General features: G+C 42.3%; 14 protein-coding genes and 1 pseudogene. All 15 read left to right on the forward strand.

Annotated elements, in window-relative coordinates; translation table 11 throughout:
- Positions 1-4 precede the first annotated feature (4 nt).
- The 15 genes and pseudogenes from DXA97_RS09635 (at position 5) to DXA97_RS09710 (ending at position 16255) form a co-directional block, all read left to right on the forward strand.
- Positions 5-981: pseudogene (locus tag DXA97_RS09635) on the forward strand (DUF3991 and TOPRIM domain-containing protein).
- 393 nt (positions 982-1374) lie between these two features.
- Positions 1375-1896, forward strand: coding sequence for a multidrug transporter (locus DXA97_RS09645; protein ID WP_117947323.1), 522 nt, complete (start codon positions 1375-1377; stop codon positions 1894-1896).
- Between the two features lie 4 nt (positions 1897-1900).
- Positions 1901-2233: a plasmid mobilization relaxosome protein MobC gene (mobC, locus tag DXA97_RS09650; protein WP_055262787.1), complete on the forward strand. Its 333-nt coding sequence runs from the start codon at positions 1901-1903 to the stop codon at positions 2231-2233.
- Entirely contained in the window at positions 2220-3662 is a 1443-nt protein-coding gene (locus tag DXA97_RS09655) for a relaxase/mobilization nuclease domain-containing protein (protein WP_330417506.1), read from the forward strand. Before mobC ends, DXA97_RS09655 begins: the two co-directional genes overlap by 14 nt.
- A gap of 29 nt (positions 3663-3691) precedes the next feature.
- Entirely contained in the window at positions 3692-4876 is a 1185-nt protein-coding gene (locus tag DXA97_RS09660; RefSeq protein WP_118719812.1) for a hypothetical protein, read from the forward strand.
- A 9-nt stretch (positions 4877-4885) separates the two neighbouring features.
- Positions 4886-5290, forward strand: coding sequence for a hypothetical protein (locus DXA97_RS09665; protein ID WP_077326142.1), 405 nt, complete (start codon positions 4886-4888; stop codon positions 5288-5290).
- Complete coding sequence (locus DXA97_RS09670) at positions 5290-6408, forward strand: PcfB family protein (RefSeq protein WP_004611534.1); 1119 nt, start codon at positions 5290-5292, stop codon at positions 6406-6408. The genes DXA97_RS09665 and DXA97_RS09670 overlap by 1 nt, the downstream gene beginning before the upstream one ends.
- Before the next feature lie 6 nt (positions 6409-6414).
- Positions 6415-8610 (forward strand): VirD4-like conjugal transfer protein, CD1115 family, encoded by a 2196-nt coding sequence (locus tag DXA97_RS09675; protein WP_077326140.1) that lies wholly within the window; start codon positions 6415-6417, stop codon positions 8608-8610.
- Between the two features lie 123 nt (positions 8611-8733).
- Complete coding sequence (locus DXA97_RS09680; protein ID WP_227701393.1) at positions 8734-9273, forward strand: helix-turn-helix domain-containing protein; 540 nt, start codon at positions 8734-8736, stop codon at positions 9271-9273.
- 266 nt (positions 9274-9539) lie between these two features.
- Positions 9540-9920 (forward strand): hypothetical protein, encoded by a 381-nt coding sequence (locus DXA97_RS09685; RefSeq protein ID WP_040894197.1) that lies wholly within the window; start codon positions 9540-9542, stop codon positions 9918-9920.
- Between the two features lie 54 nt (positions 9921-9974).
- Positions 9975-10817, forward strand: a complete 843-nt coding sequence (locus DXA97_RS09690; protein ID WP_008120647.1) for a hypothetical protein — start codon at positions 9975-9977, stop codon at positions 10815-10817.
- A gap of 12 nt (positions 10818-10829) precedes the next feature.
- Positions 10830-11240 carry a DUF4313 domain-containing protein gene (locus DXA97_RS09695; protein WP_118719814.1) on the forward strand — a complete coding sequence of 137 codons (411 nt, stop codon included), beginning with the start codon at positions 10830-10832 and terminating at the stop codon, positions 11238-11240.
- A gap of 12 nt (positions 11241-11252) precedes the next feature.
- Positions 11253-11765 (forward strand): PrgI family protein, encoded by a 513-nt coding sequence (locus DXA97_RS09700; RefSeq protein ID WP_106765267.1) that lies wholly within the window; start codon positions 11253-11255, stop codon positions 11763-11765.
- 92 nt (positions 11766-11857) lie between these two features.
- Entirely contained in the window at positions 11858-14239 is a 2382-nt protein-coding gene (locus tag DXA97_RS09705) for a VirB4-like conjugal transfer ATPase, CD1110 family (protein ID WP_106765265.1), read from the forward strand.
- Positions 14240-14323: 84 nt separating this feature from the next.
- Positions 14324-16255, forward strand: coding sequence for an NlpC/P60 family protein (locus DXA97_RS09710; RefSeq protein WP_347561546.1), 1932 nt, complete (start codon positions 14324-14326; stop codon positions 16253-16255).
- The last annotated feature ends 12 nt before the right edge of the window (positions 16256-16267 follow it).

A 16267-nucleotide genomic window follows, 5' to 3' on the forward strand; every position in this document is an offset into this window, starting at 1 on the left:
AAGCATGGATGGAAGATTTACGGATGAAGAGCTTGCCATAGCAAAGAGTGTTGACCTGTGTGCAGTTGCTGAAAGCCTTGGGTATACAGTAAAGAGGATTGGCAAATACCACACTTTAAAGGAGATGGATTCCATCCGTATCTATAACAGAAGCCATTGGTACAGATGGTCAAGGCAATTTGACAAAGGCAACAATGGCGGCTCACAGGTAGATTTCTTGCGGGTGTTTTGTGGAATGAGTGTAAAAGAGGCTGTGTTCTGGCTTTTAGATTTTGCAGGATATAGAAGGATCGAGAATCCTGTAAAGCAGCCACTTGTTCATCAGGTATCGCAGAAGCAGGCAGAGGAGAGAAAGCCATTTGTCCTACCGGAACCGGCGGGAGATAATTCCTATCTTATTTCATATCTGAATCAGGAGAGAGAAATCAGCAGGACTGTCATAGATCTGTTTTTAAAAGATGGACTGATTTATGAGAGCAGGCATTACCACAATGTTGTTTTCAAAGGAAATGATAAAAATGGAGTGACAAGATTTGCAAGTATGCGTGGAGTGTTTGATAAGCAGGGCAAGCCATTCAAGTGTGATGTCACAGGCAATGATAAGAACTATGGATTTAATGTGGTAAATGTTAACAGTACAGAGCTTGTAGTATTTGAGGCTGCAATCGACCTTATGAGTTATGTGGATATCTTCACGGATTATGAATCAAATAAGCTGGCACTTGGGATGCTTGCAGATGCACCACTTGAAACATTTCTTCGGGAACATCCGCAGATAACTTCCATCCGGTTCTGCTTGATGGAGATGAGCCGGGGAGAAAAGCAGCAGCTGAACTTATGAGAAAGTATTATGAGCTTGGATATGAGGTAGAAGACTGTCCGCCTCCAGCCGGATATAAGGATTACAACGAGTGGCTTGTGGCTGCAAAGCTTAATCTGAACCAGATGAATCAGAGAGCAGATGAACCAGTCAGGGCATGAGAAACCGGATTTTGATGTGTGGGGGCAGAAAGCGCCCCCAAAACAGCAAAGTGGGGGCAGAAAGCGCCCCCAAAATGTCAAAGTGGGGGCGAAAAGCGCCCCCGCAATTCGGACACGACAAAATCCGGATGAAAGTCAGTATAAAAGTGGGGGCAGAAAGCGCCCCCAAAATAACAAAGTGGGGGCAGAAAGCGCCCCCAAAGTAGCAAAGTGGGGGCAAAAAGCGCCCCCACTTCCATAAACAGAGGGTTTTAGGGAGATTTTCTCCCTAACTAGATGGCATTAGGACAGAGATGTCTCTAATGCGTATCTAGCCGTAAACCTAAGAGATTCAGACAGGCGTGTGGGTGGAAGAGATATACAAAACACGGATAAGGGAGGTGCAGGAAAGCAATGGATAAAGAACTTACAATAATCGCAGAACCAGAGGAACTTATTGCCTGGGCAGACACATTTGATATCTTACTAAACCCTTCGATAGAAGATGCTGCAATTCTGCTTAACTATATGGAAGGACATGATTATGCCATTGGCATAGATTCAGATGGGAAGATGTACAGGCAGGATGTAGCTGAGGAGAATGGTGAAATTGAACCATACCCGATAGATGATGTTATAGATATTGTCTGTGAATGGAACTATGAACTGATACTTGATGCGGAAGCACACAGGAGTGATCCAAAGGATTTTAACGACTATAACGAGTATCAGAGCAAGTATGAAAGTCTGAAAGCAGATGAAAAGAGACTGGACAGATTGTTTGATAAAACCTGTTATGGTAAGGAACTTATAGAAGTTGCTACAGAGCTTGCAGACAGGGTTATTGCCCAGCTGGGTAATAAAGAACTGGAAAAAGCTGCTGTAACAGTAGCAGAAGGAGTAAGAGAATACAGTACGGGTAAGAGAGGAAGGTGATTCTATGGCGGATAAAGTTCATTGTATAAGGAAAACACTAAGACTTATGCCACAGGAAGCGAAGGTACTTTCTGATAAGGCAAAGGCAAATGGAATGAATGAAGCCGAATATATCAGGCTTCTAATCAGTCAGAAACCAAATGATTATCCGGAAGTAAGGAAACTTCTTAAAGAGCTTATCAATGAGATAAACCGAATCGGCATTAACATCAATCAGATTGTATTTAACAGCAATGCACAGCTGTATTCCAAGAAAGATAAGGAACAGCTTGTGGCATATATGAAAAAGCTGAATCAGTCTGTCAGCGAGGCGGTGGTAAAGATTGGCAATCAGTAAGATACTTCACATGAAGGACAGCGGGAATTCTTTTCATGCAAGGCATTTGAAACGGGCACTGGATTATGTGATGAATCCTGAGAAAACTCAGAGAGGAAGACTTGTGGGAGCTGTTAACTGTCAGGCAGATATGGCTTTTGAACAGATGATTGATACAAAGAAGCAGTTTGGAAAAACAGACAAGCGACAGGGGTATCACATCATTCTTTCCTTCAAAGAGGATGAGGTGGAACCGGACAGGGCTTTTGAGATAACACAGAAGTTTGTAGCAGAATATCTTGGCGATGCCTATGAAGCGGTATTTGTGGTTCATGATAATACAGACCATGTTCATTCACACATTGTATTTAACAGTGTAAGCTTTGTGGATGGGAAAAAGTATCGCTACGAGAAAGGTGACTGGGCAAAGTATATCCAGCCGATTACCAATAAGCTGTGTCAGGAGTATGGTCTTTCCATTATAGATGTGGAGGATGGCAGCAAAGAGAAACAGCACGAGAATTATAAGGATTGGAGCGAATATCGTGAAGGCAGCTTTGTGTGGGCAGATATGATAAAAAGAGATTTGGATGCCTGCATTTTACAGGCAAATGATTTGAGAGGATTTCTGGAACTGCTGTCGGAAAAAGGATATGAGGTCAAGCAGGGAAAGTATCTGGCAGTCAGACCACAGGGGATGACAAGATTCAGAAGATGTAAGACTCTTGGCGAGAATTATTCACAGGAAGCTATTGTGGAGCGTATTGCTAAGGAAGATTTATCTTTTTACCAGTCACAGAATGAGGAAAAACAGGCAGCGATAGTAAAGTGCTATGTCAAAAGATACCGCAGGGCGAAGATGTCAGGCTTGCAGAAAAGATATTATGCAAAGCTTTACCGGATTGGAAAGCTGAAAAAGAAGCCATATAGTCAGGGATGGAAGTATAAGGATGATATCCGAAAGATGCATAAGCTGCAGGAGCAGTATCTATTTCTGGTAAGGCATAAGATTGAGAGTGCGGAAGAACTTGTATCGGTACTTGATAATCTGATGGATAAGAAAAAAGAAGCATCAAAGGAAAAGAGTAAGACCTATAAGGCTAAGGAAAGATTCAAAGATATTTTTGACAAGGCTGAACAGATCCGGGGGCTTGATGATGCGGAATCGTGTTATCAGAGTGGGGATACCTTCTTTGAAGATGAGCACAATGCATGGGAAAGGCTTAACACTGAGCTTCTGGCACAGGGATACAGTGTGGAAGAGGTCGAGAGTCTTAGAAAAAAATATGAGAGCAAGTATGCACAGGACTGTAAGGCAGAACGGGCGGTATCAAAGGAACTTAATCTTGGAAGATCAATATGGAAGGAACTTACGGTATCAGCTTCGGCAGAAGAGAAGCAGTATGACAAAGAAACGATAAGAGACAGAAAAGAACAGCCGGTACGTTAGGCTGTTTTTTTAGTGGTTAGGAGGCATATATGGAAGAAAAAAGAGAGCCATTAAGTGAAATGGCGATTGAGAGAAAGATACAGATTCTTCGTAATAAGCATATGGACAGTGAGGTTATTGCTCTTGTCAAAAGCGATTATGAATATGGACTGACTGATGATGAAATCGATCTGTATCTTAACAAAAGTTATGACATTGAGCAGATGAAGGTGTTATCAAAATGTCTGCATAAGGGTGTATCAGAAGAGTTGTTAACGCTGCTGAAAGATAGCAGGATGGCAGCACCTAAGATGCAGACAGCATTGGATTACTATGAAAAAGGTGTGCCGATTGATGCAATCAGAGAGGTAGTCCAAAAAGATGATACAGCAGTAAACATGCGCAGGATGTTTGATGTGGTATTAGAAAAGCTTAATAAAGCCAAAGAGCAGATGCCACAGGATTTAGAGTATGTGAAAAGTCTTGTAGCTCAGATGGATGAAGTGGTTGCAAAGATCAATCATCAGAATGAAAGGTATGATGCCCTGAATAAGAAGCTTTCTGAAATAGAAACTTCCAAAGATGACGAGGAAGTCAGGGAGCGTCTGGTCAAGGAGAACCAGGATAAGGACGCTCTTATCAACAGTCAGCAGAATGAACTGAATAAGGCAAGCAGTACAATTGCAAGACTTAGGGATGATATTGAGAAAAAGGATAAGGAGATGAAGCGTATGGGAGACAGAATAGAGTCATTGGAAGATAAGATCATAAGTGTTGCCACAGAGAATAAGAAAGAGGCAGAAAGTAAGGCAGAGCCGCAGGAAAGCCAGTCCGTATCACAGGCAGATAAAAAGATGGTTGATACAGTTGCAGTTCCTCAGAATATGCAGGCTGTGGCAAATGGAATTCCGGTCTATTATCAGATTCCGGTAGTTGATGGTACTGGAAATGTGGTGCAGAGACTTCCGATTGAGCGAAGTGTGAGAAAGAGCAGCAACAGCGGAGTGGCAAGTCTTTTTGCAAGACTGTCATTTAAGAAAAAGTCAAGAGCAGACATTGTAAAGCTGGTTGCATCGGGAGACCTTGTTCCGGCGCAGCTTGTGCAGATTAAGAGTGCAATAGAAAAGGGACTTACTGAGTCACAGCTTGTAGAGCTTATAAACAACAACATTTCAGCGGAAAAGATGAAGGAGATCATTGAGATTGCTGTGCTTGAAAACAGCATGGCAGATTAGGAGGAACTTATGAATTTAGCAGTAGTAAATGAAGCAGTAACAGAGATGAATGGTGTGGAGCATCAATTTACAGAGGAAGAGAAAAACTTTGTTGTCCAGTTCGCATTCAGAAGCGGCAGCAAGGAAGACACGATTTCTCTTATTGAAGCTTTGGCACATTCAGCGGATAAGGCTGAGTCGGACGAGATTATGGTCACATACAGGTCTAAATATGATATGAAGCCTGCATGGGTGGAACAGGTGGAAAACCTGCTTGTGGCACTTGAAATGTATCGTATCGAGGAGGAGAAAGCAATCAATCATCTGGCAGATATTTTGACTACTTATGGTATTGATGTATCAGCCGAGGAAATCCGTACTACAGAGACAGAAACGCTTAAAACAACAGTTAGAGAGAAAGTGGAGGTGCGATAATGGCAGAAGAGATTCAGGAAGCGGTGCAGATCATCCGTGTAGCTTATGATGGCATTGAGATTGCCATGAAGGTAGGAAGCGGCGGCATTGCTGCCATGCAGAAGGCAATAGATTTCTTAAAAGGGATGCTTGATTATGAAAAGTCACTTGGCAAGACATCCATGAGAAAGCTGATCTTAAAAGGTGGCGATTTACAGGTGTTACAGTTTAATACCGAAGATATGAAAAAGGTTGAAAAGATGGCAAAGAAGTATGGAATCCTGTATTCGGTACTTCCAGACTGTAACAGGAAAGATGGACTGAGTGAGGTAATCTTTCATACAGAGGCAGTTCCCCGTGTGAATATGATGATACAGAAGCTCAAGTTTGGTAAGATTGCCACATTTGACGATTATCTGAAGAATGGAGATGAAAAATCCCTTGGCAAGCTGATGGATTTTTTGAAGAAACAGCAGGGAAACGAGAAAAGCCACACGATAGAAGGGGATAGGGTTAATACCGCTATTGACGGACTGATCGAAAAGGTCGGAATGTTTGCAATGGAAAAGAAAGCTATCAGTGTGGATCAGGTCAAGGAGAATTTCAGTATCAATGGTGAGCAGGCTGAAAGTGTTATCAAACAGCTAGAGACAATCGGTGTGCTTGGAAAGAAAAATGAGGATGGCACCCATACAGTCATGATGGACAAGGATGCATTTATCAATCGTGTTAGAGGCTATCAGGACCTTGCTGAGAGAATGAGGGCAGTTGCAGCATCAAAGAATGCGAACTTATCAGATGTGACTATCAGCAAGAAGCTGATTATCGAAGAGAATGACCATGCTGTTAAGACCAGAGTTCCCGGCACATGGGGAGAAGAGGCAAGATATGTATGGCTCCGTAAGGAAAACATCATGGAGATTCATGGTGGAAAGACAATGCTTACTTTCCTTGATTCCACCAAGGATTATAAGCTTTACGATGAGCAGAATCGTGTGGTGACAACCCAGAAAGGAACCGAGCTTTATACTCACTACGACAAGGTGGAGTCATCTGTCAGGGAGCGTTACGAGAAAGTACAGAAGCAGCAGAAAAAGACCACACAGAAGAAAACTGTTACCACGAAGAAAGCGAGGTAGCAGCCTATGCAGACAACAAAGAAAAAGCCGTCACTGATATTCATCCTTGTGGGTGCAGTGTTAGCCGGGTATCTTGGTTATCTGATAAATGGTGCGTGGGCAGAAGGGATTGCCTTTAATGAATTTATGGACAGATTCAATGAAGTATGTGCTGTTCCCTTTGCCAACTATTACAATTCCAATACAGTAAAAGCAGTAGCCATTGCATTAGGTATCTATGCGATGGCTATTGTCATGTATTACACCAGTCAGAGAAACTATATGCCCGGTAAGGAATTTGGTACGGCAAGATTTGAAAATCCGAAGCAGGTCAACAAGATACTTGCAGATAAGGATGAGAATTTCAACCGGATACTCAGCCAAAATGTGAAGATGTCGCTGGATTTTAGGAGACTCAAGCTCAATGGAAATATACTTATCTGTGGTGGTTCCGGAGCAGGAAAAACATTTTATGAAGTAAAGCCGAATCTGATGCAGATGCCACATAACTGTTCTTTTATCTGTACTGATCCAAAAGGTGAGATTCTTAGAAGTTGCGGGCAGATGTTAAAGAATAACGGATACAATGTGAAGGTCATCAATCTGCTTGAGATGGATAAGTCGGACTGCTATAATCCGTTTTCCTATATCAGAGAGGAAACAGATGTTGTAAAGCTGATTACCAATCTTATCAGTAATACCACACCAAAGGGTTCCACTCCAAGTGATCCATTCTGGGAGAAAGCAGAAGGATTATTTTTACAGTCAATCTTTTATTATGTGTGGCTTGAAGTACAGCCGGCAAAGAGAAACTTTGAGACAGTACTGAAGCTTCTTGGAGAAGCAGAAGTGACAGAGCAGGGAAAGGCGTCGAAACTGGATGTGCGAATGAAGTTCTTAGAGGAGAGTTCCCCACTCGGAGCTAATCATCCGGCAGTAAAGCAGTACAACAAATGTATGCGAGGTGCAGGAGATACCGTCCGTTCCATTATCATCAGTGCCAACTCAAGACTTGCATTTCTTGAAAATAAGCAGGTTTTACGATTACTCTCCAAAGATGAGCTTAATCTGTCCGATATCGGTATTGGTGTAAACGGAGATGGGGAGACAAAGACAGCACTCTTTTGTGTAATCCCGGATAGTGACAAATCCTATAACTTTATTATCGGTATGTTATACACGCAGATATTTCAGGAATTGTACTATCAGGCAGACTTTAATTGTGGTGGAAGGCTGCCAATCCATGTGACATTTATGTTAGATGAATTTGCGAATGTCGCATTGCCAGATGACTTCTGTTCACTGTTATCGACAATGCGAAGCCGTGAGATTTCAAGTATTATCATTATTCAGAACTTTGCCCAGTTAAAAGCACTTTTTAAAGATACCTGGGAGACAATTCCCGGCAACTGCGATACGTTCATCTATCTCGGTGGAAACGAGCAGAGTACGCATAAGTATGTGTCAGAGCTGCTTGGAAAAGGTACGATTGATAAGAAGTCAAGTGGAGAAACAAAGGGCAGACAGGGAAGCTCTTCAAGAAACTATGATGTATTAGGCAGAGAATTGTTTACACCCGATGAAGTCAGAAAGCTGGATAATAAGAAATGTATTATCTTTATCCGTGGTTTTGATCCTATCATGGACAATAAGTTCATACCGTTCAATCATTCGATGTTTAACCAGACAGCAGATGGCAAGGGAGAGCCTTATGTTCATCAGATAAGAGGAGCAGATAATCTTATCGGTCCGCCATTTGAGATTCTTTCAGACAAGGCAGTTAAGTATTATGAAAAGCTGAGGGATAAGGGCGAGAATGTGTATATAGATTCTCTTACCTATGAGCAGTTTATGATGCTTGGTGATGCGGAGTTAAGCAGAAGATTCTCCATGCAGGATGAGGCAGAGCAGAAAGCAAAGATTGACAGGGAGCAGGCAAATGAGCTTGAGTATGTCGATGAGTCACAGAAGTCTGATACTACAGAATGTGCTAACTCTTCTAATGGAAGTGCTGGTACTAAGCCTGTAAGGAATCCTGAGAGGGAAAAGCCTAAGTGGGAGGATACAATCACAAACCGAATGCTGCACTGGTCATATACACCGGAGCAGAAAGAGGAAGTGAAGAAGGCACTTGCGGCAGGAGTTCCGAAGGCAACGATTCTTACTTACTTTTATCCGGAGGTTACTGTGGAGAAGATGAGTTCATATCGAAAGAAGCAGTAATGTTTTTAGATATATTACAGAGTATATGATATAATTTGCTCACATAGTATGCTTCAGCTTATTGGACTACTAACATGTGAGCAGTTACAAAAGACAGAAATTATTTTATATTGGAGGTACAGGATGAATACGGAAAAGACTTTTGCAGATAGATTAAAAGAGTTGCGTAATATACGAAACTATACACAGGAAGAGCTGGGTAAGATAACAAATATATCTGTTCAGAGTATACGACGTTATGAACAAGGTAGACTCAATGAAGAGCCAAGTGCGTATAATCTTTTACAACTAGCAAAGGCACTAGATGTAACACCTGAATACTTATTGATAGGAGATAATAATATGACAAGTTACACGGAGGCAATTAAGAGAGAATTGAAGCAACTTAATGACTATGGACAAATATCTGAAATTAAAGAAACCGAGTTGAATTCCACGATTTTATCACATCTTGAGATGAGTAATGATTTAGTAGATGCTGTAAAGACGGATTGGAATGCAAAAGGCATATTTAAGAGGATAGAGAAAGAGGAAGATAAACAGATTGTGGTAGACAGTTATTGTACAAGACCTTATGTACAGGATGTCATATTACGATATTGCCAGAATAGATCTATATTTAAGACAAAGTTTGCAATAATTGATGGAATGCTTTTAGAATAAAGCAAATTTGAGAGTAAATTAGCACTTTAGCCATATGGTTAAGGTGCTTTTTTTCATACCTTGAAAGGAGATGGTCACAGCAAAAACGCATCGGGGAAAGCCCGATTAACCAGTACAACAGGCATTGCCTGATTATCATAGAGTAACTATCAACAGGACAGAAAGGAATGCATATATTCCGTTCGGAAAGCTAGCCGGATTGGAATATGTGTATTCCTTTCTGGCTTTTTCCGCTTCTGTCACTTCAAAAAAGGAGATTAAACAACATGAGAAAAGAACAGGTTATTTCAACAACAAACAACAATCAGATGGAGGAGAAAGGCATGAAGAGTAGATTCATTCACTTAAAAAAGAGATTCGTTCCGGCATTATCCGGAGCACTTATGGGAGTGATGCTTATGAGCACTACCTGTTTTGCAGCAGGTACAGGTACTTCCGCAGTAACACAGCCGCTTGAGAATTTAAAGACACTTATCATTGCAGTCATTGGTGCGGTTGGTGTCATCATTCTTGCAAAGAATGTTATGGAGTTCGCACAAGCCTACCAGCAGCAGGATTCATCTACCATGAACTCTGCACTGAAAGGAATTGTAGCAGGTGTCATGATGGCTGGTATTTCAACAGTACTGACATTCTTAGGCTTCTAAGATTGGGGAAATGCATTTCCCCTTTTAGTAAAAGGAAAGAGGTGAATAACAAGTATGGATATTTTTAAGCTTGGAGACAAGATCCTTGCACTTCTTGAGGCAGTGTTTGGGTTTTGGAACAATCAGATATCCCTGGTCTTTGCAATGCTTGGACAGTCACCGGTCAGTTTCAAGGGCGGAGGTCCCTGGGCAGTCATTGAGGGGATAGAGCCGGTCTTTGTAGCGGTCGGCTCTTCCCTCGTTGTGCTGTTCTTTGTTATCGGTTTCTGCTCGGAAAGCATAGATGTAAAAGATGAGATGAGGTTTGAATCAATCCTGCGTATGCTTATCCGACTGGGACTTGCAGAATGGTTTGTTGCAAATAATGTCACGATTATGAAAGCATTTTTTACTTCCATAGGAAATCTGGTAGGACTTATATCTGCCGGGACAACGACGCAGCTTGCCATTGACAGTACACAGGCAGATATCATTAAAGGACTCGGATTTGGTGAAAGTCTGGTAATGCTGATACTTACAGCTTTGCTTGCAATCATCATTATTATCTGTGGATTCTTTATCATCTACACAGTGTATTTCAGGTTCTTAAAGATACTGATTATTGTGCCGCTTGGTGCGATTGCATGCTCCACAATGGCAGGAAACAGAATGGTCAGTCATACAATGGCTACCTACTGCAAATATTTTCTTTCGTGTGTATTCGAGGCAGTAACGATGGCACTTGCAATTGTGGTATGTAATGCATTTATCAATGCAGGACTTCCAGCATTTACAGGAAGTTACGCTGACTGGGCACAGACGCTTATTTATTTGTGTGAAATGACATTTACGATAGCAATGACTGTTGGAAGTGTGAAGGGTGCACAGACACTTACAAGCAAGGCATTTGGATTATAGAAGGAGGCAGAAATGGATAATGAAAAGAAACAGGTTACTTATAGTTCAAGCATTACCGGAGAAACGCAGGTGACATTTGATATCCAGCAGTATATGAATAACAGGGCAATGTTTATCGGTCTTATGTGTAATGAAGATGGATATGAGGAGCCTTTTGGGGATGTGACTGTGAATTTGCCGGTTGCAGCACCAAATTACTGCGGATATCTGAATGTGAATGACATGCCGGATATTGAAAAGTTTATTACATATAACGACCTTGGAGAGTTTACAGGATTCACGCAAAGGAGTGGTTTCTGCGAATATCCGCTTTATCTGTTCAATGTAGATAAGCTTAGAGAACTGTGTCCGGATGGAATGGATAAGTATGAGGCGAATATTGGAATGACAAGAAAGCCGGAGACAAAGGATTTATCAAGATAGGAGGCAGGGACAATGGTAATCGAAGTAAACAAGGATATTGACCGCTATCAGGAATCGGTTGCGATGGGACTTACTGCAAGGCAGCTTATATTTTCTATTGCAAGCGTAGTAGTCGGTGGCGGTATCGTCCTTCTTCTTTACAAGTATATCGGTCTTACGGGTTCTGCTTATGTGGCAATTCCCTGTGTGGCACCGATTGCACTTGGCGGATTCTATTCCTTTAACGGGATGAATTTCTACGAGTATATGGGAAAGAAACTGCATTTTATGTTTGGAAACAAGGCACTTACCTATGTATCAACAGAAGGAGAGCCTGCAATAAAGCAGTTAGAAGTAGAGCAGAATGAACAGGTAAAGAAGAAAGGCAGAAAGGCTGAACCGGAGACTGTAACAGCTGATTCGGCTGTAAAGAAGCAGGAGGAGTTTGAAGCAATGAAGAAAAAGACGAGAAACATGCTGTTTGGACTTGTTGCAGTCATTGTGGCGGCAGTAGCAGGCATTGCAGCATATAAGGCAATGCATTAGAAACGAATAGTATCTGACCGAAAGGTCGGGAACACAGCCCGCAGGGTGAAGTTCCCGGCGGGCTTTCATTATAAGAAAGCGAGGTTAGAGACATGGGTTTATTTACAGACGGATTTAAGTTATTAAAGAAGGCGAGTGAGCCTTTGTATAAGACACCTAAATCCATTCAGGAAACCATAGAGATTATGGCGGTGGCTGAAAACGGCATTTTTGAAGTAAGCAAAAATAAGTATTCCAAATGCTACCGCTTTCAGGACATCAATTACACGACAGCAACCGAGGATGAGCAGATCGGTATTTTCGAGAGATACTGCAAGTTCTTAAATTCGCTGGACTGTAATTATAAGATTACGATCAACAATAAGAACAAAAACATGGATGAACTCCGTGACAAGGTTCTGATTGCTGAGAAAAATGATGGTTTCAATAATTACAGAAGAATTTACAATGACATCATTGAAGAGAAGATTATTGAGGGCAGACAGGGGATTGAGCAGGAGAGATACCTGACAATCACGATTGAGAGAAAGAACTTTGAGGAGGCGAAGGCACAGTTTGCAACCCTTGAGGCAACGATACACAAGGCTTTCATTGAGCTTGGTGCGGAGATTGTGCCTCTTAATGGAAATGAGAGGCTGAAAGTGCTTTATGACTATTATCATCTTGGAGATGAGGGCAGCTTTGATTTTGATATCAAAAAGGCAAAGAAGGTCGGGGCAGATTTTAGAAATGACCTGTGCAATGGGATGGTGAAATATTTCCCGGACCATTTTGAGGATGAGAGTAAATTCTGCAAGGCACTTTTTATCAAAAAGTATCCGAGCAGTTTGTCAGACAGATTCATCAATGAGATTACTTCCCTTCCGGTTCATTCTATCACGAGTATTGATGTGGTGCCTGTTCCAAAGGATCTGACAACAAAGGTGCTTCAGAAAAAATACCTTGGTATTGAGTCGGATATTATCAAACAGCAGAGAGTTCGTAATAAGAATAACGATTTTTCTACGGAAATTTCATACGCCAAGAGAACGGAGAAAAAAGAAATTGAGGAAATCATGGATGACGTCCGTGAGAATGACCAGTGCCTTTTCTTCGTGGGAGTAACCATTATTCTTATGGCAGAAAGCAAGAAGGAGCTTGAGAGTGTATGTGAGACTGTGGAGACCATCGGAAAGCGTAACAGCTGCACGATTGATATACACTACTTAAAGCAGAGGGAAGCTCTCAACACAGCACTTCCGATTGGTGTAAGACAGGTGGAGACAATGCGTACCCTTCTTACTCAGTCACTTGCGGTACTTATGCCATTCAATGTGCAGGAGCTTAATGACAGCACAGGCAACTATTATGGTATCAACCAGATCAGCAAGAATGTGAATATCGGTAACAGAAAGAAGCTTATCAACGGAAATGGCTTTGTATTTGGTGTGCCGGGTTCCGGTAAATCCTTCTTCTGCAAGATGGAGATGGGCAGCGTATTCTTGTCGGGAGATGATGAGATAATCGTCATAGATCCAATGAACGAGTACTTTGATATAGCTGATACTTATGGTGGAACAGTGGTAAATATGTCTACCTACACGGATAACTATGTGAATCCGCTGGAGATGGATGTATGGAGCCTTGATCCGAATGATTCCAAGGGAATGGTTAGAGAGAAGGGCGAGTTTATGCTTGGACTTTGTGAGCAGTGTATCGGGGATAGTTTAAATTCAAGACAGAAGTCAATCATCGACCGCTGTGTGAGAAAACTGTATATCGACATTGCAAGGAGCAAAGAGAAGTATATCCCTGTAATGAGTGACTTTTACGATATCCTTATGGCACAGCCGGAGGACGAGGCAAAGGACATTGCATTGTCACTAGAGCTTTTCGTAAATGGTTCACTTAACATCTTCAATCACCAGACAAATGTGGATGTGGATAACAGATTCACAGTATATGGCATCAGGGACTTAGGTACAGAGCTTAGTCCTATCACAATGCTTGTCATGATGGAGTCTATTCAGAACAGGATTGTTGAGAATGGCAAGAGAGGCAAGGCAACATGGCTCTATATTGATGAGTTCCACGTCTTACTTAATTCTGAGTATTCTGCAAAATATCTGCAGCAGCTCTGGAAGAAAGTAAGAAAGCAGGGAGGTCTTTGTACAGGTATCACGCAGAATGTCGTCGATCTGTTGCAGAATTACACAGCAACCACAATGCTTGCAAACTCTGAGTTTGTGGCACTTTTGAAGCAGGCAAATACGGACAGTTCCAAGATGGCGGAAGTTATCGGGGTATCAGAGGCACAGCTAAGATTCGTAACCAATACTGCATCGGGAATGGGACTTATCAAGTGTGGTTCTGTGGTGATTCCATTTGATAATCAGATTAGTAAGGATACAGATTTGTACAGGCTGTATAATACCAACATTCATGAGAAGATTGCGGAACAGAAGAAACGTGAAATGCAGAAAAATGTCGAATAATGTTGATAGAGGTCGCAATTTGCGACCTCAAAGCATAGCCATCCGGGAAGCTGGGTGGCTGTTTTGCATTTTGAGTGAAAGAAGGTGAGAACATTGAAGATAAAAAAGGTGGATGACAAGCCGATGATCATTCACACAAAGGAGAAAGCTAAGATTCATGCCCACGAGCCAAAGGGTGCCAAGATTAAAGGCAGCAACATCTATACAGTAGAGAGAGGTCCTAAGACTATCGGTGCAAAGGTATCTGATGATAAAAAGAAGTCCTATCGCAAGAGTACCATTCATCAGTCAGAGCCGAAGAATAGGGGACTATCAAGATTTAAGCGAAACTATAGAGAATCAAACACTTCCATCAAGACCAAGAACACCAATCTTCACATAGCAGGAAGAACAGGTGCACTTGCAGCCGGGGCAGTAACGGAGCAGGTGGAAGGCGGGCAGGAGGTATCGCAGGCAGCATATCTTGCATATGAAGCGAGCCGACCTGTTACCGGAACTGCTTCTAAGGGTGCAGCACTTTTCAGGAAAAAGGCGGCAGCCGAGGCAAGGAAGCGTATCAAGAAGGTAGATGCAGGAAAGAAGCTGGCAAAAAAGACAGCAAAGAAAGCTGCCAAAGATACTGCAAAGACTGTAGCTAAAGAGACAGCAAAAGAAACAGCCAAGACTACTGCCAAGGTTGCAACAAAAACTGCTACAAAGGCAGCTGCTACAGCGGCAGGAACAGCAGTTGCACCGGGAGTAGGCACGGCAATCGGCATGGCAGCCGGATATGCTGCAGGTGTGTCCATAGAGGTCAAGGATGAAAAGATGACCAACCGGAGCAGGAAGATAAAATTCTTTCTGGATAAGATGAAAGCACAGGAGAATCAGACAGATAGCGTGGCAAAGCTGGTAAAGGATCTGATTGTGCGAAAAGTGATTACCTGGGTAAAGGCAGCTGCACCGATTATTGGATTGGTGCTGTTGTTACTTGTACTTGTAGTTGCCATGATTGCGGTTCCGGTTATAGCGGTGATAGCAATCCTTTACAATTCTCCATTTGCTTTATTTCTGCCACCACTTGAATCAGGAGATACCGTGCAGATAGTAACGAGTGCTTATGTGCAGGAGTTTAACCGGGATGTGAATACGAAAGTGAATGAGCATACCGGATATGACCTTGGAGAGCTTGTCTATGTGGATTATGAAGGTATGGAAGAAACCCCAAGCAATTACTATGACATCATGGCAGTCTATATGGTCAAGCATGGTGTCGGAGATACTGCAACAGTCATGAATGAGACTTCAAAAGGCTGGCTGCAGGCAGTTGTAAATGATATGTGTTCATACACCACAAGCACAGGAACAAAGGATGTGGAAGAAACGGATGCAGACGGTAATGTAACTACTGTTACGAAGTCGGTTCTGTATGTGAATGTCACACTGAAATCGTACAGAGATATGATTTCGGTCTATGGATTTAATTCTGATCAGGTGGAAATGCTTGAGCAGATCATGAGTCCGGAGTTTATGGGACAGCTTGGATATGCCGGAAGCGGAAGTGGTGGCGGAGGCGGAAGTCCGGGAGTAAGCTCCATGACTGAGGATGAAATCAATGCCATCCTTAGTGGAATTACAGACAGCAGGCAGAAAACAGTCTGCTCCTATGCACTACACAGAGTTGGCTTCCCTTATAGTCAGGATTTAAGAGACAGCGGTAACTATTATGACTGCAGTTCCTTAGCCTATTATTCATGGAAGGATGCAGGTGTGGATATTAGTTACGGTGGTGCAACCACAGCGGCAGCGGAGGCACAGGGACTGGATGAAGCCGGAAAGACTGTTTCCTTTGATGAGTTACAGCCGGGAGACCTTATCTTTTACAGTTTTACAAGTAATGGAAGATATAAGAACATCAGCCATGTGGCAGTATACGTCGGAAATGGCAAGGTGGTAGAGGCACTTAATGAAAGTCTTGGCGTTGTTTACAGGGATGTGGCAAGCACAGGGAAGATAGTTGTGATAGGAAGACCATAACAGGAAATTTGC

Origin of the sequence: Clostridium sp. OF09-36 (assembly GCF_003481985.1) — a bacterium.
Taxonomy (GTDB): Bacteria; Bacillota; Clostridia; order Lachnospirales; family Lachnospiraceae; genus Brotaphodocola.